24 protein-coding genes and 2 other annotated features are annotated in these 24,469 nt (G+C 38.9%); all 24 genes read left to right on the top strand.

All coding sequences use genetic code 11. The annotated features are described in order from the left end of the window. Positions 1-32: 32 nt before the first annotated feature. Positions 33-722, top strand: a complete 690-nt coding sequence (gene ispD / locus ACQCPR_RS19225) for a 2-C-methyl-D-erythritol 4-phosphate cytidylyltransferase (protein ID WP_427137809.1) — start codon at positions 33-35, stop codon at positions 720-722. 4 nt (positions 723-726) lie between these two features. Next, positions 727-1,206: a 2-C-methyl-D-erythritol 2,4-cyclodiphosphate synthase gene (gene ispF / locus ACQCPR_RS19220; protein WP_090567721.1), complete on the top strand. Its 480-nt coding sequence runs from the start codon at positions 727-729 to the stop codon at positions 1,204-1,206. Positions 1,207-1,366: 160 nt separating this feature from the next. After that, a complete protein-coding gene (gene gltX / locus ACQCPR_RS19215; RefSeq protein ID WP_427137808.1) occupies positions 1,367-2,830 on the top strand; it encodes a glutamate--tRNA ligase in 1,464 nt (487 codons plus the stop codon). Between the two features lie 59 nt (positions 2,831-2,889). Then, positions 2,890-3,109 (top strand) — a binding site (T-box leader). 54 nt (positions 3,110-3,163) lie between these two features. Continuing rightward, the gene (gene cysE, locus ACQCPR_RS19210; RefSeq protein WP_090567728.1) at positions 3,164-3,820 is read left to right on the top strand and encodes a serine O-acetyltransferase; all 657 of its coding nucleotides are present in this window, start codon (positions 3,164-3,166) and stop codon (positions 3,818-3,820) included. Next, entirely contained in the window at positions 3,817-5,217 is a 1,401-nt protein-coding gene (cysS, locus tag ACQCPR_RS19205) for a cysteine--tRNA ligase (protein WP_090567731.1), read from the top strand. The genes cysE and cysS overlap by 4 nt, the downstream gene beginning before the upstream one ends. 4 nt (positions 5,218-5,221) lie before the next feature. Then, positions 5,222-5,641: a Mini-ribonuclease 3 gene (locus tag ACQCPR_RS19200; RefSeq protein WP_416235954.1), complete on the top strand. Its 420-nt coding sequence runs from the start codon at positions 5,222-5,224 to the stop codon at positions 5,639-5,641. Continuing rightward, positions 5,642-6,412, top strand: coding sequence for a 23S rRNA (guanosine(2251)-2'-O)-methyltransferase RlmB (gene rlmB, locus ACQCPR_RS19195; protein ID WP_090567734.1), 771 nt, complete (start codon positions 5,642-5,644; stop codon positions 6,410-6,412). It abuts the gene before it with no gap. Between the two features lie 4 nt (positions 6,413-6,416). Then, a complete protein-coding gene (locus ACQCPR_RS19190) occupies positions 6,417-6,926 on the top strand; it encodes an NYN domain-containing protein (RefSeq protein WP_090567737.1) in 510 nt (169 codons plus the stop codon). A 68-nt stretch (positions 6,927-6,994) separates the two neighbouring features. Beyond that, positions 6,995-7,636 (top strand): RNA polymerase sporulation sigma factor SigH, encoded by a 642-nt coding sequence (gene sigH / locus ACQCPR_RS19185; protein WP_090567740.1) that lies wholly within the window; start codon positions 6,995-6,997, stop codon positions 7,634-7,636. A 78-nt stretch (positions 7,637-7,714) separates the two neighbouring features. After that, a complete protein-coding gene (gene rpmG, locus ACQCPR_RS19180; RefSeq protein WP_418939806.1) occupies positions 7,715-7,861 on the top strand; it encodes a 50S ribosomal protein L33 in 147 nt (48 codons plus the stop codon). A gap of 40 nt (positions 7,862-7,901) precedes the next feature. Next, complete coding sequence (secE, locus tag ACQCPR_RS19175; protein ID WP_090567745.1) at positions 7,902-8,087, top strand: preprotein translocase subunit SecE; 186 nt, start codon at positions 7,902-7,904, stop codon at positions 8,085-8,087. A 102-nt stretch (positions 8,088-8,189) separates the two neighbouring features. Next, on the top strand, positions 8,190-8,723 hold the full coding sequence (gene nusG, locus ACQCPR_RS19170) for a transcription termination/antitermination protein NusG (RefSeq protein ID WP_090567748.1): 534 nt from the start codon (positions 8,190-8,192) through the stop codon (positions 8,721-8,723). 171 nt (positions 8,724-8,894) lie between these two features. Further along, positions 8,895-9,320 (top strand): 50S ribosomal protein L11, encoded by a 426-nt coding sequence (gene rplK / locus ACQCPR_RS19165; RefSeq protein WP_139176005.1) that lies wholly within the window; start codon positions 8,895-8,897, stop codon positions 9,318-9,320. A 128-nt stretch (positions 9,321-9,448) separates the two neighbouring features. Then, positions 9,449-10,141 (top strand): 50S ribosomal protein L1, encoded by a 693-nt coding sequence (rplA, locus tag ACQCPR_RS19160; RefSeq protein WP_090567754.1) that lies wholly within the window; start codon positions 9,449-9,451, stop codon positions 10,139-10,141. Between the two features lie 42 nt (positions 10,142-10,183). Beyond that, positions 10,184-10,327, top strand: a sequence feature (ribosomal protein L10 leader region). Positions 10,328-10,359: 32 nt separating this feature from the next. Continuing rightward, entirely contained in the window at positions 10,360-10,860 is a 501-nt protein-coding gene (gene rplJ, locus ACQCPR_RS19155; RefSeq protein WP_090567757.1) for a 50S ribosomal protein L10, read from the top strand. A gap of 69 nt (positions 10,861-10,929) precedes the next feature. Next, positions 10,930-11,292, top strand: a complete 363-nt coding sequence (rplL, locus tag ACQCPR_RS19150; RefSeq protein ID WP_090567761.1) for a 50S ribosomal protein L7/L12 — start codon at positions 10,930-10,932, stop codon at positions 11,290-11,292. Between the two features lie 76 nt (positions 11,293-11,368). After that, positions 11,369-11,989, top strand: a complete 621-nt coding sequence (locus ACQCPR_RS19145) for a class I SAM-dependent methyltransferase (RefSeq protein ID WP_090567764.1) — start codon at positions 11,369-11,371, stop codon at positions 11,987-11,989. 210 nt (positions 11,990-12,199) lie between these two features. Further along, positions 12,200-15,754, top strand: a complete 3,555-nt coding sequence (gene rpoB, locus ACQCPR_RS19140) for a DNA-directed RNA polymerase subunit beta (protein WP_090567767.1) — start codon at positions 12,200-12,202, stop codon at positions 15,752-15,754. 161 nt (positions 15,755-15,915) lie between these two features. Next, entirely contained in the window at positions 15,916-19,518 is a 3,603-nt protein-coding gene (gene rpoC / locus ACQCPR_RS19135; RefSeq protein ID WP_427137807.1) for a DNA-directed RNA polymerase subunit beta', read from the top strand. 135 nt (positions 19,519-19,653) lie between these two features. Next, entirely contained in the window at positions 19,654-19,902 is a 249-nt protein-coding gene (locus tag ACQCPR_RS19130; protein ID WP_090567775.1) for a ribosomal L7Ae/L30e/S12e/Gadd45 family protein, read from the top strand. Between the two features lie 98 nt (positions 19,903-20,000). Beyond that, positions 20,001-20,420 (top strand): 30S ribosomal protein S12, encoded by a 420-nt coding sequence (rpsL, locus tag ACQCPR_RS19125; RefSeq protein ID WP_090567780.1) that lies wholly within the window; start codon positions 20,001-20,003, stop codon positions 20,418-20,420. A 41-nt stretch (positions 20,421-20,461) separates the two neighbouring features. Continuing rightward, positions 20,462-20,932, top strand: a complete 471-nt coding sequence (gene rpsG / locus ACQCPR_RS19120; protein ID WP_090567783.1) for a 30S ribosomal protein S7 — start codon at positions 20,462-20,464, stop codon at positions 20,930-20,932. A 62-nt stretch (positions 20,933-20,994) separates the two neighbouring features. Beyond that, positions 20,995-23,073, top strand: a complete 2,079-nt coding sequence (gene fusA / locus ACQCPR_RS19115; protein WP_090567786.1) for an elongation factor G — start codon at positions 20,995-20,997, stop codon at positions 23,071-23,073. A gap of 116 nt (positions 23,074-23,189) precedes the next feature. Next, the gene (tuf, locus tag ACQCPR_RS19110) at positions 23,190-24,377 is read left to right on the top strand and encodes an elongation factor Tu (protein ID WP_090567789.1); all 1,188 of its coding nucleotides are present in this window, start codon (positions 23,190-23,192) and stop codon (positions 24,375-24,377) included. Positions 24,378-24,469: the final 92 nt, after the last annotated feature.

The raw sequence follows: 24,469 nt of genomic DNA, 5'->3' as shown, positions 1-24,469 counted from the left end.
GCCCTTTTTCTATGTGATGGAGGTTCGTTAACATGATATATACTGTTTTATTGCCAGCAGCGGGTAGTGGGAAACGAATGGGTGCTGGACAAAATAAGTTGTTTTTAGAACTGCGTAATGTTCCTATTTTGATACATACTTTAAGAGTGTTTGATAGAGATCCTAATTGTGAGCAAATTGTATTGGCTGTGAAGAAAGAGGAAAAAGCATTGATTGAACGGCTCCTTAAAGAATACTGTATTACAAAAGTTTCGGCTATTGCCGAAGGTGGAGAAGAAAGACAGCATAGCGTATATGCGGGTTTAAAAGCCGTGACCACTAAAGGAATTGTACTCGTTCATGATGCAGCAAGACCATTTATTCATCAAGAAGTGATACAACAATTAGTACAAGCTGCACACACTTCAGGAGCTGCAGTAGCGGCAGTTCGGGCAAAAGACACGATGAAAAAAGCAGTAAATGGTATAATCCAAGAAACGATTGATAGAGAAAGTTTGTGGATTATTCAAACGCCTCAAGCATTTCAGTATACATTATTAGAAAAAGCGGAAAGATTAGCGGAAGTGGAAAACTTTCTCGGGACAGATGAAGCGATGCTCGTAGAAAGATTAGGAGAGCGTGTTCATATTGTTGAAAGTACCTACGATAATGTAAAAATGACGACGAGGGAAGATCTTCTATACGGAGAGGCTATATTAAATAAGCGAGAGCAGGGGGAATAATAAGATGATGCGAATAGGACAAGGATTCGATGTACATGAATTTGCGGATAATCGTCCGCTAATAATAGGGGGAATCGAGATACCATACGAACGAGGGCTAATCGGGCACTCAGATGCAGATGTACTACTACATACAATCACAGACGCAGCATTAGGAGCGATTGGAGAAGGGGATATTGGTAGGCATTTTCCAGATACAGACCCAGACTTTAAAGATGCAGATTCAGCAAAGCTACTAGAGCATATTTGGAAGTTGGTAGACGCTAAGGGATATAAGTTAGGGAATATTGACTGTACAATTATTGCTCAAAAGCCAAAAATGTCACCGTATATTGAAACAATTCGTACGCGTGTTGCAGAGTTACTTCAGGCGGATGTTTCTCAAGTAAATGTGAAGGCTACAACTACGGAAAGACTAGGATTTACAGGTCGTGAAGAAGGGATAGCATCGATGGCGACAATATTACTTCTCAAGAAAGACTAACTTTAATAAACATATAAGCAGTGGTAGAATGGAGTAAGTTAAAGCCGTTTGAAGCTGTTATCCAGGTTCTGTAAGCTTATTCTAAGCATGCCAAGTTCAGAATCTGGACGCGAGTACACTAAGGCTAATTTGATGGAACGAAAACTAGGAGGATATACTTATGACACAAGAAGTTCGCGTACGCTACGCGCCAAGTCCAACAGGATTTTTGCATATTGGAGGAGCACGCACAGCGTTATTTAACTATTTATATGCACGTCACCATGATGGTAAATTTATCGTTCGTATTGAAGATACGGATATTGAACGTAATGTAGAAGGTGGCGAGTTATCACAACTTGAAAACTTAAAGTGGTTAGGGATCGACTATGATGAATCTGTAGATATTAGTGGACCTTATGCGCCGTATCGCCAAATGGAGCGCCTTGATATATATACAAAGCACGCGGAGGAAATGTTAGAAAAAGGACATGCATATAAATGTTTCTGTTCTTCAGAGGAATTAGAAGCAGAACGTGAAGTACAAAAAGAAAAAGGTATTGCAGCTCCTATGTACAACGGTAAATGCCGTCATTTATCAAAAGAAGAAGTACAAGCAAAAGAAGGTGCAGGCCAGCCATATACGATTCGTATGCGTGTACCAGAAAATGTAACTTATACATTTGAAGATTTAGTTCGTGGACCGGTTACATTTGAATCTAAGGATGTTGGTGACTGGGTGCTTGTAAAAGCCAATGGAATCCCAACTTATAACTATGCTGTTGTATTAGATGATCACTTTATGGAAATTTCTCATGTATTCCGTGGGGAAGAACATTTATCAAACACACCAAAACAATTAATGGTGTTTGATGCATTCGAATGGGCATATCCTAAATACGGTCATATGACATTAATCATCAATGAGAACCGTAAAAAGCTTTCAAAACGCGATGAGTCGATTATACAATTTGTTACTCAGTACAAAGATCTTGGGTATTTACCAGAAGCTATGTTTAACTTCTTTGCATTATTAGGCTGGTCTCCTGAAGGGGAAGATGAAATCTTCACCAAAGAGGAATTCATTAAGAACTTTGATGTATCGCGTCTTTCTAAATCACCATCGATGTTCGATAAACAAAAACTTACATGGATGAACAACCAATATATTAAACAACTGCCACTTGAAAAAGTAGTAGAGCTTGCATTGCCACATTTACAAAAAGCAAATCTACTTCCGGCTGAATTATCAGAAGACGAACTTACGTGGGCAACAAAGCTTATTGCCCTTTATCATGAGCAAATGAGTTTTGGTGCTGAAATCGTTGAATTATCTTCATTATTCTTTGATCACGAAATTGCATATACTGAAGAAGCAACAGAGGTGTTAGCTGGGGAGCAGGTTCCTGAAGTAATGGCTGCTTTTAAAACACAGTTAGAAGGCCTAGAAACATTTGAAGCAGTAGAGATCAAAGCTGCTATTAAAGCTGTGCAAAAAGAAACAGGGCATAAAGGGAAAAACCTTTTCATGCCAATACGTGTAGTAACAACAGGTCAAATGCATGGTCCAGAATTAGCTGATGCAATCAGTTTAATAGGGAAAGAAAAAGTAATTGCTCGTGTAGCCAAGTTTGCAAAACAATAAGATTGACTTTCCCCTAACAAGGTGTGAAAATGGTGATACAAATTCGAAGTAAAAAAAATAGCAAAGCGAAGAAGAGGAGAAGTAAGTAACGCACGTTCTTTAGAGAGGACCATCACCGGCTGAAAGTGGTCTGAGCCTACGAGTTACTGAAATGCACCTCCGAGCGTCATGCCGAACTTCTAAGTAGGCTGAACGTAACATCTGCGTTAAAGATGCAAAGTGGGGAAAGTATTCATATTTTTCCAATCAGAGTGGAACCGCGCTAACTGCGTCTCTGTCTATATTTATAGACAGAGACTTTTTTTATGGAAAAAAATGAAGGGAGGAATCCTTGTGTTCGATCGAATGAAAGAAGATATTGCGGTAGTATTTGAACAAGATCCAGCAGCAAATAGTAAGCTAGAGGTTATATTAACATACGCGGGACTTCATGCGATTTGGAGCCACCGCATTGCACATGCATTATTTAAAAAGAATCTTTTTTTTCTAGCACGTGCAGTTTCACAAGTTAGTAGATTTTTTACAGGTGTCGAAATTCACCCGGGTGCAACAATTGGGAGACGCTTTTTTATCGATCATGGATCGGGTGTAGTCATCGGAGAAACTTGTGAAATTGGAGATGATTGCACTATCTACCAAGGTGTCACATTAGGTGGTACCGGGAAAGAAAAAGGGAAGAGACATCCCACGCTTCATAATAATGTACTAATTGCTACAGGAGCAAAAGTATTAGGATCGATTACAATTGGTGAAAATAGTAAAGTAGGAGCTGGGTCGGTTGTATTGAAAGATGTACCTACTAATTCTACTGTAGTTGGTATTCCAGGTGTAGTTGTAATTCAAAATGGTGTAAAAGTGAAACGGAATCTCGATCATCAGGACCTGCCTGATCCGTTTACTGATCGATGTAAACAAATGGAAGCTAAAATAGAAGAGCTACAAAAAGAAATAGACCATTTAACGAAAGAAAAGGAGAGGAACTGGTCATGACAATCCAAATTTTTAATACATTAAAGCGTGAAAAAGAACCATTTATTCCACTCGAAGAAGGCAAGGTCAAAATGTATGTATGTGGACCAACTGTTTACAATTATATTCATATAGGGAATGCTCGACCTGTAATTGTATATGATACGGTAAGAAAGTATCTACAATATCGTGGATATGATGTGACATACGTTTCTAACTTCACAGACGTGGATGACAAAATTATTAAAGCGGCCAACGAACTGGGGGAAGAGGTCTCCGAGCTTACAGAACGTTTTATCAATGCTTATTATGCAGACGTAGAGGCTCTTGGCTGCAATCGAGCAGACTCACATCCTCGTGTAACGGATCACATGGATCAAATTATAGAATTTATAAAAGTATTAGAAGAAAAAGGCTATGCATACGAGTCACAAGGGGATGTATATTACCGTACTAGAAAATTTGATGGATACGGTAAGCTTTCTCATCAATCTGTAGACGATTTAAAAGTCGGTGCCCGTATTGAAACTGGTGAGAAAAAAGAAGATGCACTTGACTTTGCACTTTGGAAAGCTGCAAAACCTGGAGAAATTTTCTGGGAAAGCCCTTGGGGTCAAGGACGTCCTGGGTGGCACATCGAATGTTCTGTAATGGCAAGAGAAATATTAGGAGATACAATTGATATTCATGCTGGAGGGCAGGATCTAACTTTCCCTCACCATGAAAATGAAATTGCTCAGTCAGAAGCTAGAACTGGAAAGACATTCGCAAGATATTGGATGCATAATGGATATATAAATATAGATAATGAAAAAATGTCAAAATCACTAGGTAATTTTGTATTGGTAAATGATATTCGTCAGCAAATTGACCCTCAAATATTGCGTCTCTTCATGTTGAGTGTTCATTATCGAAACCCGATTAACTATTCAAAAGAATTGGTGGAGCAAGCAGAGGCTGGTTTGGACCGTATACAGACTGCTTATGATAACTTAGTTCATCGCTTAAGTACTACTGCAAATTTAGGAGACCATGACGATATTTGGCTACAAAAAATTGCGGCTGTAAAAGTACAGTTTGAAACAGCGATGGATGATGATTTTAATACAGCAAATGGGATTGCAGCTATTTTCGAATTGTCGAAACTTGCGAATACTTATTTACAAGAAAAACAAACATCTGAATCCGTATTGAAACAATTTATAACAGATATGGATGATTTGACAGCTGTACTTGGACTAACGCTTGCTAAGGAAAAAGAAGTGTTAGATGAAGAAATCGATGCATTGATCGAAGAACGAAATCAAGCAAGGAAGGATCGTAACTTTACCCGTGCCGATGAAATTAGAGATCAATTAAAAGAGTTAAATATTATTTTGGAAGATACTGCACAGGGTATTCGATGGAAAAGAGGATAAACTTGTGGAAAACTTAACTTTATCAGATGTAAAACAACTAAATTCTTTAGCACTTGCTTATATGGGTGATGCTGTTTTCGAACAGGTCGTTCGGGAACACCTCATCCGCTCTGGGCGGGTTCGACCAAATATTTTACACAAAGAAGCTACTAACTATGTATCTGCAAAAGCACAAGCGACGATTGTGAAAGAGATGCTGGATAAAGGGTTTTTATCGGAAGATGAACAAGCAGTCCTACGAAGAGGGCGTAATGCGAAATCTGGATCTGTACCCAAAAATACGGACGTTATTACTTATCATCATAGTACTGCGTTTGAAGCGGTCATCGGAAGTCTATACTTAAGTGGACAAACAGAGCGTTTACAAGAAGTGTTACATTTTTCGATTGACTTTATAGATAAACAGAAAGGGGCGAAAAAATAAATGACAGAAAAAAATGATCAAGTCGAGCAAACTGGTGAACTAATAGCAGGGAAAAATCCTGTTGTTGAAGCCCTTCGTGCCGGTAGAGATATGAACAAAGTTTGGCTAGCAGAAGGCATCCAAAAAAGTGGTGTATCTGAAATTATTCAATTAGCTAAAGATGCTGGAATAATCGTGCAGTTCGTACCTAAAAAGAAGCTCGATAACTTAACTGATGCAAACCACCAGGGGATAGTTGCTTCGGTTGCTGCATATCGTTATGCAGAATTAGACGATTTATTTGAGCTGGCGGCTAGTAAAAAAGAGGATCCTCTTTTTATTATTCTAGATGAAATTGAAGATCCCCATAATCTTGGTTCTATAATGAGAACGGCAGATGCCATTGGGGCGCATGGAATTATTATTCCTAAAAGAAGAGCGGTTGGACTAACAGCGGTAGTTGCAAAGGCTTCCACGGGTGCTATCGAACATATTCCAGTCTATCGTGCGGGTAACTTGGCTCAAACAGTAGATGAGCTAAAAGAGCGTGGCGTTTGGATTGCAGGAACAGATGCGGCGAAGTCTACTGATTATCGAAATATGGATGCAACACTTCCATTAGCCCTTATTATTGGTAGCGAAGGAAAAGGAATGAGTCGACTGCTAAAAGAAAAGTGTGATTTTCTTTACTACTTGCCAATGGTCGGTCATGTAACGAGTCTTAATGCGTCGGTTGCTGCTTCTGTTTTGTTATATGAGATATGGCGCGTAAGAAATCCGTTAAAAGGATAAGAAGATGCAAATTCTACTTGTCGATGGATATAATATCATCGGCGCATGGAGCGAGTTAAGGAAGTTAAAAGAAGTAAAATTACTGGACGCTAGAGACCGTTTGATTGAGCTGATGGCTGAATACAAAGCATATACAGGTATTCGAGTGATTGTGGTCTTTGATGCGCACTTAGTACCTGGTATTGAAAATAAAAAGAAAAAGTACAACGTGGAAGTTATTTATACGCGGAAAAACGAAATTGCAGATGAACGCATTGAAAAGTTAACGAAAGAATTGAGTAGTAGAAGAGTTCAAATTTATGTAGCTACATCCGATTTGACCGAGCAACGAGTTATATTTGGTCAGGGTGCCCTACGAAAATCAGCAAGAGAATTAGAAATTGAGATGTTGTCCATTTCTTCCAAAATAACAAAAAAAGTGAAGAGTATTCAGAGTGACAAGCCCGCTTCTAATATTCCATTAACGACAGAAGTTGCAGAAATTTTCGAAAAATGGCGAAGAGGAATGAAATGATTCATTGACGCTATAAATTTTCTTCCTGTATAATTGGAATAATATTCTTGTTAGCTGAGGTGACTTCATTGGAAAAGACAGAGCAGATTCTACAATTCGATAGTTTACTAGATGAAGAGCTTGTAGAGATGGTTCATCAAGGAAACACTGAAGCGCTAGATTTTTTAATAACAAAATATCGTTCTTTCGTCCGTATGAAGGGAAGATCATACTTTTTGATAGGGGCAGATAAAGAGGATATTCTACAAGAGGGAATGATCGGATTGTATAAGGCAATTCGGGATTTTAGGGAGGAGAAACTTGCTTCTTTCCGAGCATTTGCCGAATTATGTATTACTCGACAAATAATAACCGCTATCAAAACAGCTACACGTCAAAAGCATATACCGCTAAATTCCTATGTATCATTGGATAAACCTATATATGATGAAGAATCTGATCGAACATTGATGGATATGATTGCAGGTTCGGTAATCGATGATCCAGAGGAATTAATCATCAATCGAGAAGATTTTGATTACATGGAAGGTAAGATGGCTGAAATATTAAGTGAGCTGGAACAACAAGTACTTGCCTTATACTTGGATGGCCAATCATATCAAGAAATTTCCGAAGAATTGAATCGTCATGTAAAGTCGATCGACAACGCATTACAACGAGTAAAGCGTAAACTAGAACGCTATATGGAGATTGGTAGTAATTATGCATAACTGGGATTTTGTTGACATGGAATGTGTAAGATGATAATCTTGAAAAAGACTTATACGCCGAAAAAAGGTGATATTATGGTGAAGAAGATTGTCTTAAGTTGTGTTCAGTGTGGCAACCGTAATTACACGGTTCCTGCATCTAAAGAGAATGTAACAATCCGAATTGAACGTAAAAAGTATTGTGCACATTGTAATGTGCATACGCTTCATAAACAAACGTTATGAATAAAGTAATATAGATTTTTTGTGTGGGGGTTTAGCTAAAATGGCTAATGTTGGTGGGTTTTTCAAAAATGTAATGAGTGAAATGAGAAAAGTAAGTTGGCCTAAACGCAAAGAGCTTGCTAAATACACTGTAATTGTGCTTGCTACTGTTGCAGTAATGGCTGTATTTTTTGCTTTGGTTGATTTAGGGGTATCTGAATTGTTCCGTTGGTATTTAGCGTTATAATAAGTAGCATGTAAATATTTGAAAATAGCCCGTCTTATTAAACGAACGGGTTTTTTCATTTGTCTTGAGAAAAGGAGGGGACGGACGACTAGTCCTGACACTATGGAAAAAAATTGGTATGTTGTTCATACTTACTCGGGGTATGAAAACAAAGTAAAAGCAAACTTAGAAAAACGAGTAGAAACAATGGGTATGTCGGATAAAATATTCCGTGTATATATCCCAGAGCAAGAGGAGACGGATTTTAAAGACGGCAAAAAACGTGTTGTTGTTAGAAAAACTTTTCCAGGTTATGTTTTTGTTGAACTTATTATGACAGATGATGCATGGTATGTGGTTAGAAATACACCAGGTGTAACTGGATTCCTTGGTTCATCAGGTGGTGGAACAAAACCAACACCTCTGGCACCGGAAGAAGTTCAATCTATGCTGAAACAAATGGGTGACGCTGAACGTGTTGTCGAAGTAGACTTTACAGTTGGAGAATTGGTGGAAGTATTAGAAGGGCCGTTTGCGCACTTCCAAGGAAAAGTAGAAGTGATTGATACAGATAAAGGTAAAGTAACTGTATCTGTAGATATGTTTGGCCGAGAAACTAATATGGAACTAGATTTCGAACAAGTTATTAAAATATAATTTATGTTTCCACTTGCTAAAGGTGGAGAATAGTGATATCATTTCAAAGGTCAGACTGAAAATGGGTCTGTATTAATTTTTCTAATGTTATCAGCGCAGAGCTGAGAGACAGATATTTGAGTGGGAGGGGCAACCCAATTACCACATCACGGACTTAAGGAGGTGTGTCTCGTGGCTAAAAAAGTGATTAAAGTTGTTAAATTACAAATTCCTGCTGGTAAAGCAAATCCAGCACCGCCGGTTGGTCCAGCATTGGGTCAAGCAGGTGTTAACATCATGGGATTCTGTAAGGAGTTCAACGCACGTACTGCTGATCAAGCAGGTCTAATCATTCCGGTTGAAATTTCTGTATTTGAAGATCGTTCATTTACTTTCATTACAAAAACTCCGCCGGCAGCAGTGTTACTTAAAGTAGCAGCAGGTATTCAATCTGGATCAGGTGAACCGAACCGCGTAAAAGTGGCGACAGTGAAACGTGAAAAAGTTCGCGAAATCGCAGAACAAAAAATGCCAGATTTAAACGCAGCATCTGTTGAAGCAGCTATGTTAATGGTTGAAGGTACTGCACGCAGCATGGGTATTACGATCGAAGACTAATACTTAATGTGCATTTTGATATGACGCATTGTTTTTTGGAAGGTTGTAGTTGTTCATATAGGATAACTGCAACCTTTACACGTGGGAGGTTTATTCCGCTAAAACCACTATCAAGGAGGACATTTATAATGGCTAACAAAGGTAAAAAGTTACAAGAAGCAGCTAAATTAGTAGAAGCTTCAAAATTATACTCAGCTAAAGAAGCTATTGAGCTTGCTAAAAAAACAAGCACAGTAAACTTCGATGCGACTGTAGAAGTTGCTTTCCGTTTAGGAATCGATACTCGTAAAAATGACCAACAAATCCGTGGAGCAGTAGTTCTTCCAAACGGAACTGGTAAAACTCAACGTGTATTAGTATTCGCTAAAGGTGAAAAGTTAAAAGAAGCAGAAGCTGCTGGTGCAGATTATGTGGGCGATACTGAATATATTAACAAAATCCAACAAGGATGGTTTGACTTCGATGTAATCGTTGCAACACCTGATATGATGGGTGAAGTTGGTAAAATTGGTCGTGTACTTGGACCAAAAGGTCTAATGCCAAACCCTAAAACTGGTACAGTTACATTTGATGTAACAAAAGCTATCGAAGAGATCAAAGCTGGTAAAGTAGAATACCGTGCTGAAAAAGCAGGGATCATTCATGCTCCAATTGGTAAAGTTTCTTTTGAAGACGATAAATTAGTAGAAAACTTCTTAGCAGTATTTGATGTAATTCAAAAAGCTAAGCCTGCAGCATCTAAAGGTGTTTACATGAAGTCAGTGAATATCACGACTACTATGGGACCAGCTGTAAAAGTTGATACTCAATCCATTAAATAATAGTTGACACTATAAGGGATATCTGTTAAGATGACCTTTGTTGTTAAATATACATTTGTACCGAAGACAGTAGGAGCACTAAACTGCTTAATTTCCTACCGAGGACAAGTAAATTCAGATTCTTTTAAGATGATGACTTTCTGCCTCTGTGTCTATTCGTAGAACAGAGGCTTTTCTTTTGTCGGTATAAATGGCCAATTCTTATAGGAGGTGCCAAGATGAACAAAGCAATCGAAACTAAAAAAGTGCAAGTTCAAGAAATTGCAGAAAAGTTTAAAGCTGCTGCTTCCGTAGTAGTTGTTGACTATCGCGGTTTGAACGTTGCGCAAGTAACAGAATTACGTAAACAACTTCGTGAAGCGGGTGTGGAATTCAAAGTTTATAAAAACTCACTTACACGCCGTGCTACTGAAATTGCTGGAGTTGATGGGATTAACGAAAGCCTTGTTGGTCCAAATGCTGTAGCATTTTCTAACGAAGACGTAATTGCCCCTGCTAAAATCATTAATGATTTTGCTAAAAAGAACGAACAACTTGAGATTAAAGTTGGGATCATCGAAGGAACTGTAGCATCTGCTGAAGATGTGAAAGCATTAGCAGAACTTCCATCGCGCGAAGGACTACTTTCAATGCTTCTTTCAGTACTTCAAGCTCCAATGCGCAACTTTGCGCTTGCAACAAAAGCTGTTGCAGAACAAAAAGAAGAACAAGGCGCATAATTCATTACGCGGCTTAAACACAACTAAAAGGCTAATAGCCTAAATTATCCATAATAGGAGGAAAATATAATGAATAACGAACAAATCTTAGAAGCTATCAAATCAATGACAGTTCTTGAATTAAACGACTTAGTAAAAGCAATTGAAGAAGAATTCGGTGTTACTGCTGCTGCTCCAATGGCAATGGCTGCTGGTGGCGGAGCTGCTGCTGCTGAAGAAAAAACTGATTTTGACGTAATCCTAGCATCTGCTGGAGATCAAAAAATCAAAGTAATCAAAGTGGTTCGTGAAATCACTGGTCTTGGATTGAAAGAAGCTAAAGAATTAGTTGACAACGCTCCAAAAGCTCTTAAAGAAGGCGTTTCTAAAGACGAAGCAGAAGCTTTCAAAGCACAACTTGAAGAAGTTGGCGCAGGCGTAGAAGTTAAGTAATTTTGTACAATTCGAAGAAAAAAGCTCGTCTGTAAACGACGGGCTTTTCTTCGTATGTATTGCGGAGGGTGATTTGGTGTCTGATCATTATTACTCTAGGAAACCTCAAACGGAAAGTAAACCGCGTCATTGGAATTTTACGTTGCTCGGGCACAATTTCCGGTTTGAAACAGATGCAGGTGTATTTAGTAAGAGCGAAGTAGATTTTGGCTCCCGTGTATTAATCGATGCTTTTGAAGCGCCGGATCTAGAAGGTTCAATTTTAGATATAGGCTGTGGATATGGGCCGATAGGTCTTTCTATTGCAAAAGCAAATGAGAAAAGAACAGTTCATTTGGTAGATGTTAACACACGTGCAATCCAACTTGCAGAAAAAAATGCTGCTGCTAACGGGATACAAAATGTACGAATCTATGAAAGTGATGGATTGTCAGCGGTTGACACTGCGAACTTTGCGGCTATTATAACTAATCCACCGATTCGCGCTGGGAAAGAAACTATTTTTCGTTTCTATAATGAATCCTATGAAAAGTTAGTTTCAAAGGGAGAATTGTGGGTTGTGATTCAAAAGAAACAAGGGGCACCATCAACTTTTAGTTATTTAGAAGAGATTTTTGGTCAAGTTGATGTGGTAGATAAAGCTAGAGGTTATTGGATTATCAAAGCTACAAAGATTGACTTGACAAAATCGCTATGATATTATAATAAAATGCAAAAATATTATTTTGAGGACGTATGCCCTTTTGAATAAAAACAAGTAGAAATGGGTATACTGGCCGAGAAAAAGTTTGGTTAATCGAAAATGAGCTCTTGTTAAGAACTCGTTTTCTTTTTGTCTTTCGATATCATACACTAAAATGTTCATATCGAAAAGACCTAATATCGCTTTAATTGAGGGGTGAATGAGTTGACAGGTCAACTAGTTCAATACGGACAACACCGCCAACGCAGAAGTTTTGCGCGTATTAGTGAGGTGCTGGAACTACCGAATCTAATCGAAATTCAGACGGCATCTTATGAATGGTTCCTTGAAGAAGGTTTACGTGAAATGTTTAAAGATATTTCACCAATCGAGGACTTTACAGGCAATCTATCACTTGAATTTGTCGACTATAGTTTAAACGAACCGAAATATTCCGTCGACGAATCGAAAGAACGTGACGCAACATACGCTGCACCATTACGCGTAAAAGTACGTCTCCACAACAAAGAAACGGACGAAGTGAAGGAACAAGATGTCTTTATGGGTGATTTCCCATTAATGACTGAAACTGGAACTTTCGTTATTAACGGAGCTGAGCGAGTAATCGTATCTCAGTTAGTCCGCTCACCAAGTGTTTACTTCCATGATAAAACAGACAAAAACGGTAAAAAAGGTTTTGGATCAACAGTTATTCCGAACCGTGGTGCTTGGTTAGAATACGAAATCGATGCAAAAGACGTAGTTTATGTTCGTATCGATCGTACACGTAAACTGCCAGTTACTGTTTTACTTCGTGCATTAGGTTTTGGATCAGATCAAGAAATTATCGATTTAATCGGTGACAATGAATATTTACGTAACACGCTAGAAAAAGATAATACAGAAACGTCTGAAAAAGCGTTACTAGAAATCTATGAGCGTCTACGTCCTGGTGAACCACCAACAGTGGAAAGCGCAAAGAGTCTGTTATATTCTCGCTTCTTTGACCCAAAACGTTATGATTTAGCGAATGTTGGTCGTTATAAAATGAACAAAAAACTGCATATTAAAAATCGCTTGTTTAACCAAACAATAGCTGAAACGCTAGTGGATCCAGAAACAGGAGAGATTTTAGTAGAAGCTGGTACGCTGATTGATCGTCGTGTACTAGATCGTCTAATTCCTCATCTTGAAAATGGAATTGGCTTCAAAACGTTATCTCAAGTAGGTGGTGTTTTAGAGGACGATATTACAATCCAATCGATTAAGATTTATGCGCCAAATGACGAAGAGCAAAAAGAAGTTAACGTTATAAGTAACGCGTATGTGGAAACAGAGATTAAAAACATTACGCCTGCTGATATCGTTTCATCTATTGGCTACTTCTTTAACCTTTTGTTCAACGTTGGGAACACAGATGATATCGATCATCTTGGTAACCGTCGTTTACGTTCTGTAGGTGAGTTACTACAAAATCAGTTCCGTATAGGTCTTTCACGTATGGAACGTGTAGTTCGTGAGCGTATGTCTATTAACGATACACAGTCAATCGTTCCACAACAATTGATTAATATACGTCCAGTTATTGCATCTATTAAAGAGTTCTTTGGTAGTTCTCAATTATCTCAGTTTATGGATCAAACGAATCCACTTGCTGAGTTGACGCATAAACGCCGTCTATCGGCGCTTGGACCCGGTGGTTTAACACGTGAGCGTGCAGGATTTGAAGTACGTGACGTTCACTACTCTCACTATGGTCGTATGTGCCCAATCGAAACGCCAGAGGGACCAAACATTGGACTTATTAACTCACTTTCAAGTTTTGCGAAAGTGAATAAATTTGGATTTATTGAAACACCATATCGTCGTGTTGACCCTGAAACAGGGTTGGTAACATCACGTATCGACTATTTAACTGCGGATGAAGAGGATAACTATGTGGTAGCACAAGCAAACTCTCCATTATCTGATGAAGGAGAATTCCTGAAAGAAGAAGTAGTTGGTCGTTTCCGCGGTGATAATACCGTGTTCAGAAAAGAGCAAATCGACTATATGGACGTATCGCCGAAACAAGTTGTTTCTGCTGCAACAGCATGTATTCCTTTCTTGGAAAATGATGACTCCAACCGTGCACTTATGGGGGCGAACATGCAACGTCAAGCTGTTCCGTTATTAAATCCAGAGGCTCCATTCGTTGGGACTGGTATGGAACATGTGAATGCACGTGATTCAGGTGCCGCGGTTATTGCGAAATACCACGGAATTGTTGAACATGTTGAAGCAAAAGAAATTCGTGTTAGACGCATTGAAGACGTGGATGGAAAAGAAGTTAAAGGTGATTTAACATCTTATAAAGTCCATAAATTTGAGCGTTCAAATCACGGTACATCTATAAACCAACGTCCAATTGTAAAAATTGGTGATCGTGTTAAACCTCTGGATATTCTTGCAGATGGTCCTTCTATGGAACAAGGAGAGCTTGCTTTAGGACGTAATGTACTTGTAGCTTTCATGACATGGGACGGATACAACTATGAAGATGCCGTAATTATGAGTGAACGATTAGTGAAAGATGATGTATATACTTCAGTGCATATTGAAGAATATGAATCAGAATCACGTGATACAAAACTCGGGCCAGAGGAAATTACGAGAGATATTCCAAACGTAGGAGAAGACGCATTACGCAACTTGGACGACCGTGGAATTATCCGTATTGGTGCAGAAGTTCGTGATGGAGATATTCTTGTTGGTAAAGTAACACCTAAAGGAGTTACAGAACTAACAGCTGAAGAACGTTTACTACACGCAATCTTCGGTGAAAAAGCACGTGAAGTTCGTGATACTTCCCTTCGTGTACCACATGGTGCTGGTGGGATTGTATTAGATGTAAAAGTATTTAATCGCGAAGATGGCGATGAGTTATCTCCAGGTGTTAACCAATTAGTTCGTGCTTATATCGTTCAAAAACGTAAAATCTCTGTCGGAGATAAAATGGCCGGACGTCATGGTAACAAAGGGGTTATCTCGCGTATTCTTCCTGAAGAAGATATGCCATTCCTTCCAGACGGCACACCAGTTGATATCATGTTAAACCCACTTGGTGTACCTTCTCGTATGAATATCGGGCAAGTATTAGAGCTTCACTTAGGTATGGCTTCTAGACTGCTAGGCGTTCATATGGCATCACCAGTATTTGATGGTGCAGACGAAGAAGACGTGTGGAACACAATGGAAGAAGCAGGTCTTAACCGTGATGGTAAAACAATCCTATATGATGGACGTTCAGGTGAACCATTTGATAACCGCGTATCTGTAGGGGTTATGTATATGATTAAACTTGCCCACATGGTAGATGATAAGCTACATGCACGTTCTACTGGACCTTATTCACTTGTTACGCAACAGCCTCTTGGAGGGAAAGCGCAATTTGGTGGACAGCGTTTCGGAGAAATGGAAGTATGGGCACTTGAAGCTTATGGTGCTGCTTATACGTTACAAGAAATCTTAACTGTAAAATCCGATGACGTTGTTGGACGTGTGAAAACATACGAAGCAATTGTTAAAGGGGAAAGTGTACCAGAACCAGGAGTTCCTGAATCATTCAAAGTATTGATTAAAGAACTACAAAGTCTAGGTATGGATGTTAAGATGCTAACAATCGATGAAGAAGAAATTGAGCTTCGTGATTTAGATGAAGATGATGATATTCCTGCAGCTGACGCACTTGGTATTTTACCAATCACAGCGGAGGAAGAACCAGTTGGAACAGTTGAATAAAGAATAGCGAAAGGTTACCGCGAGGGTCCTAAGCAAATTCTAGACTAAACAATAAGAATCGGACAGGTGATGCCTGTCCGTATTTCCGTATAAAATTGCATAATGCAGAGCTACTTGGAAAAGTCTTTTAAAAGACACAAGACTAAAGGGAGGTAGGCTCCTTGATAGACGTTAATAATTTTGAGTATATGAAAATTGGTTTAGCTTCACCTGATAAAATCCGTTCATGGTCTTATGGGGAAGTTAAAAAACCTGAAACAATTAATTATCGTACATTAAAACCTGAAAAAGATGGTTTATTCTGTGAACGTATTTTTGGTCCTACAAAGGATTGGGAATGTCATTGCGGTAAATATAAACGCGTTCGTTATAAAGGTGTTGTATGTGATCGTTGTGGAGTAGAAGTAACACGTGCAAAAGTACGTCGTGAACGAATGGGTCACATCGAACTTGCAGCTCCGGTATCGCATATTTGGTATTTTAAAGGTATCCCAAGTCGTATGGGTCTGATTTTGGATATGTCTCCAAGATCACTAGAAGAAGTAATTTACTTTGCTTCTTATGTAGTAATAGAGCCAGCAGACACACCTCTTGAAAAGAAGCAATTGCTTTCTGAAAAAGAATACCGTGCTTATCGCGATAAGTTTGGAACTAAATTCCAGGCTGCGATGGGTGCTGAAGCTATTAAACGTTTACTTTCAGAAATTGATTTAGAAAGTGAAACAGAACAATTAAAAGAAGAGTTGAAAACAGCTCAAGGTCAACGTCGTACACGTGCTATTAAACGTTTAGAAGTCGTAGAATCTTTCCGTAATTCAGGGAACAGACCTGATTGGATGATTTTAGATGTTCTACCGGTAATTCCTCCAGAATTACGTCCGATGGTTCAGTTGGACGGTGGACGTTTTGCTACATCTGATCTAAATGATTTATATCGTCGCGTTATTAATCGTAACAATCGTTTAAAACGTCTATTGGATCTTGGTGCTCCTAGTATCATCGTTCAAAATGAAAAACGTATGCTTCAAGAAGCTGTTGATGCTTTGATCGATAACGGTCGTCGTGGTCGTCCGGTAACAGGACCGGGTAACCGTCCGTTGAAATCACTTTCACATATGTTAAAAGGGAAGCAAGGTCGTTTCCGTCAAAATCTACTTGGTAAACGTGTTGACTACTCTGGTCGTTCCGTTATCGTAGTAGGACCAAACTTGAAAATGTATCAATGTGGACTTCCAAAAGAAATGGCAATTGAACTATTTAAACCATTTGTTATGAAGGAACTTGTTGAACGTGGTTTAGCCCACAACATTAAGAGTGCAAAACGTAAAATTGAGCGTATGCATGCTGAAGTATGGGATGTATTAGAAGATGTAATTAGAGAGCATCCGGTTTTACTTAACCGTGCCCCTACTCTTCACCGTCTTGGTATCCAAGCATTCGAACCAACATTAGTAGAAGGTCGCGCAATTCGCCTTCACCCTCTAGTATGTACAGCATATAATGCTGACTTTGATGGTGACCAAATGGCTGTTCACGTTCCTTTATCAGCAGAAGCACAAGCGGAAGCTCGTTTACTAATGCTTGCAGCACAAAACATTTTGAACCCGAAAGATGGAAAACCAGTAGTTACACCATCTCAAGATATGGTTTTAGGAAACTATTACTTAACACTTGAGCGTAAAGGTGCAATGGGTGAAGGTTCTACATTCTACGGTCCGGAAGAAGTGCTAATTGCTTATAATACTGGTCATGTACATTTGCATACACGTATTGCAATACCGGCAGCATCTGTAAACAATCAAACATTTACAGAAGATCAAAATAAGATGCTATTGCTAACAACTGTAGGTAAAGTAATTTTCAATGAAATACTTCCAGAAACGTTCCCATACATCAATGAGCCGACAGATTTCAATTTACAAATTGAAACTCCGGAGAAATATTTCGTTCCTACGATTACAGATGTGAAAAAACATATCGAGTCTATGGATCTTGTACAGCCATTTAAGAAAAAAATTCTTGGTAATATCATTGCGGAAGTATTTAAACGTTTCCATATCACAGAAACTTCAAAAATGCTTGACCGTATGAAAGCTCTAGGGTTCAAATATTCTACTAAAGCTGGAATTACAATTGGTATCTCTGATATCGTAGTACTTCCAGACAAAGGCGAAATTCTTGAAGAAGCACAAGGTAAAGTAGATAAAGTTATTAAACAATTCCGCCGTGGTCTAATAACGGAAGAAGAGCGTTATGCTAGTGTCATTGGACACTGGAGTAAAGCAAAAGAAGTTATTCAAGATAAACTGATGAAATCGCTAGATAACATGAATCCAATCTTCATGATGAGTGACTCGGGTGCCCGTGGTAATGCATCTAACTTTACTCAACTTGCAGGTATGCGTGGACTAATGGCCAATCCGGCTGGTCGAATTATCGAACTTCCGATTAAGTCATCATTCCGTGAAGGGTTAACAGTACTTGAATACTTCATCTCTACACATGGTGCTCGTAAAGGTCTTGCCGATACTGCACTTAAAACTGCCGATTCAGGTTACTTAACTCGCCGTCTAGTAGACGTTGCGCAAGATGTAATCGTTCGTGAAGATGATTGTGGAACTGACCGTGGATTACTAATCGGTTCACTTATGGAAGGCACAGAAGTTATTGAAGAGTTTGGCGAACGTATTGTCGGTCGTCATACTAAGAAAACAATCTTCCATCCAACTACTAATGAATTGATTTTGGAAAGAGACGGGTTAATTACACAAGACGTTGCACGTGTTATTGAAGAAGCAGGTATTGATGAATTAACAATTCGCTCTGCATTTACTTGTAATACAAAACATGGTGTTTGTAAAAAATGTTACGGCTTGAATTTAGCTACTGGAGACACAGTTGAAGTTGGAGAAGCAGTTGGTATTATTGCTGCTCAATCGATTGGGGAACCAGGTACACAGTTAACAATGCGTACATTCCATACAGGCGGGGTTGCAGGAGACGATATTACACAAGGTCTTCCGCGTATCCAAGAGATTTTCGAAGCTCGTAATCCTAAAGGGCAAGCTGTTATTTCCGAAATTTCAGGTACTGTTACTGAAATTGATGAAATTAGAGAAGGCCAAAAAGAAATTACAATTCAAGGTAATGTGGAAACTCGTAAATATTTGGCGCCGTACAATGCACGTTTAAAAGTTCAACTAAACGATACAATGCACCGTGGTCAAGTACTTACTGAGGGTTCTGTAGATCCTAAGGAATTGTTAAGAGTTAAAGATGTTTCAACTGTTCAAGAGTACTTATTAAAAGAAGTACAAAAAGTTTATCGTATGCAAGGGGTAGAAATTGGGGATAAACATATCGAAGTAATGGTACGCCAAATGCTTCGTAAAGTACGTGTGATTGAAGCTGGAGAAACAGATCTACTTCCGGGATCACTACTAGACATCCACCAATTTGCCGAAGCGAATAAGGAAGCAGTTTTACAAGGTAAGATTCCTGCTACTTGTCGTCCGGTTATCCTTGGTATTACTAAAGCTTCTCTTGAAACAGAATCATTCTTGTCTGCTGCATCATTCCAAGAAACGACTCGTGTCTTAACTGACGCAGCGATTAAAGGGAAACGTGATGAATTACTAGGGCTGAAAGAAAACGTAATTATCGGTAAGCTAGTTCCAGCAGGTACAGGTATGCAACGTTATCGCCAAATTAAAATCACAGACAATGAAGCAGATACTGAAAAAGAATTAGTTAACGCAGAATAAAACAAACAAAATATTAGGGAGGACTAATTTTATTTCTCCCTAATATTTCATGTTTATTGTTGACACCTTTTTCAATGAATGATAATATATTTAAGGTTGATAGTTATTTGACTTGTACCTTTGGAGGATATGCAAATGTCTTATGAAAAAGTGAAACAAGCGAAAGAAACAATCATAGGTACAAAGCAAGCAGTAAAAGCAATGAAAAAAGGGCTTGTCAACGAAGTTTATATTGCACTAGATGTAGAAGAGAGAATCATTGAACTAGCACGACAAACAGCTGTGGAAAACAATGTTTCGATTAACTATGTTGAGTCTAAAGTAGATCTTGGTAAAGCTTGTGGACTGCGCCTAGCGGCGTCAGTAGTAGCTATTACTGTGTAACAGTTTTTGTGTAATGCACAAAGACTTTGTTTTTACCCCAAAAATGAACCACCTGGATGTGTGGTATTAACAAGAACAAATGAAGGGAGGAATAATCGATGCCTACAATTAACCAATTGGTACGTAAGCCTCGTCAATCCAAAAGCACGAAATCAAAGTCTCCAGCACTAGGAAAAGGTTATAACAGCTTCAAAAAGGCTGGTACTAATCTTAACTCTCCACAAAAACGTGGGGTTTGTACTCGTGTTGGTACTATGACGCCGAAAAAACCTAACTCAGCACTTCGTAAATATGCGCGTGTACGTTTAACAAATACGTTAGAGGTTACTGCTTATATTCCAGGAGAAGGACACAACCTACAAGAACATAGTGTTGTACTTATCCGCGGAGGAAAAGTAAAAGATTTACCAGGGGTACGTTATCATATCGTACGTGGTGCTCTTGATACAGCTGGTGTTACTGGTCGTATGCAAAGTCGTTCTCTTTACGGTGCAAAACGCCCTAAAGAAAAGAAATAATTTAATTAATAATTTGACATTCGTCGAAAGGAGGAAAACACATGCCTCGTAAAGGTCCTGTTTCCAAACGTGACGTGTTACCAGATCCAATTTATAATTCAAAACTAGTAACTCGTTTAATCAATAAAATGATGGTTGACGGTAAAAGAGGTACTTCTCAAAAAATTCTATACGGAGCGTTCGAACTTGTTAAAGAACGTTCAGGTAAAGATGCATTAGAAGTATTTGAAGCTGCTCTAAATAATGTAATGCCAGTTCTAGAAGTACGTGCTCGTCGTGTTGGTGGTGCAAACTACCAAGTACCGGTTGAAGTACGTCCTGACCGTCGTTCAACACTAGGTCTTCGTTACTTAGTAAACTATTCACGTCTTCGTGGAGAAAAAACGATGGAAGAACGTTTAGCTAACGAAATTCTTGATGCATCTAACAACACTGGTGCTTCAGTTAAAAAACGTGAAGATATGCATAAAATGGCAGAAGCTAATAAAGCATTCGCTCACTATCGTTGGTAAGCTATTCTTTAAAATCAATCTAAAATCATACTCTAATCCGAATATGGAAGGAGAAATACAATATGGCTAGAGAGTTCTCCTTAGACAAAACACGTAATATCGGTATCATGGCTCACATCGATGCTGGTAAAACGACTACTACGGAGCGTATTCTTTATTACACTGGTAAAATCCACAAAATCGGGGAAACTCATGAAGGTGCATCACAGATGGACTGGATGGAGCAAGAACAAGAACGTGGGATCACTATTACTTCAGCTGCAACAACAGCTGCATGGGATAATCACCGTGTAAATATCATCGATACACCTGGACACGTAGACTTCACTGTTGAAGTTGAACGTTCACTTCGTGTACTTGATGGTGCGGTTACAGTACTAGATGCTCAATCTGGTGTTGAACCACAAACTGAAACAGTATGGCGTCAAGCTACAACTTATGGCGTACCACGTATTGTTTTCATTAACAAAATGGATAAAACGGGTGCAGATTTCTTATATTCTGTAGGAACTCTACACGATCGCTTACAAGCTAACGCTCATCCAATTCAATTACCAATCGGTGCAGAAGATGAATTCTCTGGAATTATCGACTTAGTAACGATGAAAGCAACTGTGTACGGTAATGACTTAGGAACAGACATTCAAGAAGTGGAAATTCCTGAAGAATACATGGCACAAGCTGAAGAATATCGTGAAAAGCTAGTTGAAGCTGTAGCTGAACTTGATGAAGATTTAATGGAAAAATATCTTGGTGGAGAAGAAATTACGAACGAAGAATTAGTTAACGGTATCCGTAAAGGTACTTTAAACGTAGAATTCTATCCAGTAGTATGTGGTACTGCATTTAAAAACAAAGGTGTTCAAAAAGTTCTTGACGCAGTTGTTGCATACCTACCATCACCACTTGATATTCCTGCAATGAAAGGAATCGATCCTAATTCTGATGATGAAATTGAACGTCATTCTGACGATTCAGAACCATTCTCTGCATTAGCATTTAAAGTTATGACTGACCCTTACGTTGGTAAATTAACATTCTTCCGTGTATATTCTGGTACATTACAAGCTGGTTCGTACGTTCAAAACTCAACTAAAGGTAAGCGTGAGCGCGTAGGACGTATCTTACAAATGCATGCTAACTCTCGTGAAGAAATCTCACAAGTTTACGCTGGAGATATTGCTGCAGCTGTAGGCTTGAAAGATACAACAACTGGAGATACTTTGTGTGATGAAAAAGCTCTAGTAATTCTAGAGTCTATGGAATTCCCAGAACCAGTTATTTCTTTATCAGTTGAACCAAAATCTAAAGCTGACCAAGATAAAATGGGTGCTGCTCTTGTAAAATTAGCAGAAGAAGATCCAACATTCCGCGTTCATACAGACCAAGAAACTGGTCAAGTTATTATCGCAGGTATGGGTGAACTTCACCTTGATATCTTAGTTGACCGTATGCGTCGTGAATTTAAAGTAGAAGCTAACGTAGGTGCTCCTCAAGTATCTTATCGTGAAACTTTCCGCTCTTCAGCAAAAGTTGAAGGTAAATTCGTACGTCAATCTGGTGGACGTGGTCAATTCGGACACGTTTGGATTGAATTCTCTCCAAACGAAGAAGGAAAAGGCTTTGAATTTGAAAATGCTGTTGTCGGTGGGGTAGTTCCACGTGAATACATTCCAGCTGTTGAGGCAGGTCTTCGTGACTCACTTAACAATGGTGTACTTGCTGGATATCCATTAATCGATATTAAAGCAAAATTATACGACGGATCATATCATGATGTTGACTCGAATGAAATGGCCTTTAAAGTTGCTGCTTCTATGGCATTGAAAAATGCTGTATCTAAAGTAAACCCAGTAATTCTTGAGCCAATCATGAAAGTTGAAGTTGTTATTCCTGAAGAATATTTAGGAGACATCATGGGTGATATCACTTCTCGTCGTGGACGCGTTGAAGGTATGGACGCTCGCGGAAATGCACAAGTTGTGCGTTCAATGGTTCCGCTTGCTGAAATGTTCGGATATGCAACGGCATTGCGTTCTAACACGCAAGGACGTGGAGTATTCTCAATGACATTCGATCATTATGAAGATGTTCCAAAATCAATTTCTGAAGAAATTATTAAAAAAAATAAAGGTGAATAATTGAATTTTCACCAAAACTAAAGTATAACTAACTTATAGTATATGAAAGACAAGGGGCTATTAGTCCCTTACTTTTATAATAAAAAATCATACAATTACTGAGGAGGACTTCTCTAATGGCTAAAGAAAAATTTGATCGCTCCAAAACACATGCTAACATTGGTACAATCGGACACGTTGACCATGGTAAAACAACTCTAACTGCTGCTATCGCAACAGTTCTTTCTAAAAAAATGGGTGGAACAGCTAAATCATATGCTGACATCGATAACGCTCCTGAAGAAAAAGAACGTGGAATCACTATCAATACTTCACACGTTGAGTATGAAACTGAAACTCGTCACTACGCACACGTTGACTGCCCAGGACATGCTGACTATGTTAAAAACATGATCACAGGTGCAGCACAAATGGACGGCGGGATCTTAGTAGTATCTGCTGCTGATGGCCCAATGCCACAAACTCGTGAGCATATCCTTCTTTCACGTCAAGTAGGTGTTCCATACCTAGTTGTATTCATGAACAAATGTGATATGGTTGATGACGAAGAATTACTTGAATTAGTTGAAATGGAAATTCGTGACCTTCTTTCTGAATACGACTTCCCAGGCGATGACCTTCCTGTAATTAAAGGTTCTGCTCTTAAAGCTCTTGAAGGAGAAGCAGATTGGGAAGAAAAAATTATTGAATTAATGGACGCTGTAGATAGCTATATCCCAACTCCAGAACGTCAAACTGACAAACCATTCATGATGCCAGTAGAGGATGTATTCTCAATCACTGGTCGTGGTACAGTTGCTACTGGACGTGTTGAGCGTGGACAAGTTAAAATTGGTGACGTTGTAGACATCATCGGTATTACTGAAGAAGCAAAATCAACTACTGTAACTGGTGTTGAAATGTTCCGTAAACTTCTTGACTATGCTGAAGCTGGAGACAACATTGGTGCACTTCTTCGTGGGGTTTCTCGTGAAGAGATCCAACGTGGGCAAGTATTAGCTAAACCAGGTTCAATCACTCCACACACAGACTTCAAAGCTGAAGTTTATGTTCTTTCAAAAGAAGAGGGTGGACGTCATACTCCATTCTTCTCAAACTACCGTCCTCAGTTCTACTTCCGTACAACTGACGTAACTGGTGTTTGTAACTTACCTGAAGGTGTAGAAATGGTTATGCCTGGAGATAACATCGAAATGACTGTATCTCTAATCTCACCAATCGCTCTTGAAGAAGGTACTAAATTCTCTATCCGTGAGGGTGGACGTACTGTAGGCGCTGGTGTAGTTGCTACTATCACTAAGTAATCTATAATTCTTTAATATAAAACCATCTCGTGACGACGAGATGGTTTTTTTTATACTTAAAATTGTGTACACTGTACGTAGGAGGTAATAAA

This window comes from Psychrobacillus psychrodurans, assembly GCF_050209195.1.
Taxonomy (GTDB): Bacteria; Bacillota; Bacilli; order Bacillales_A; family Planococcaceae; genus Psychrobacillus; species Psychrobacillus psychrodurans.
Note: the sequence above shows the minus strand (reverse complement) of the source record. Positions and strands in the feature narration are given on the sequence as shown.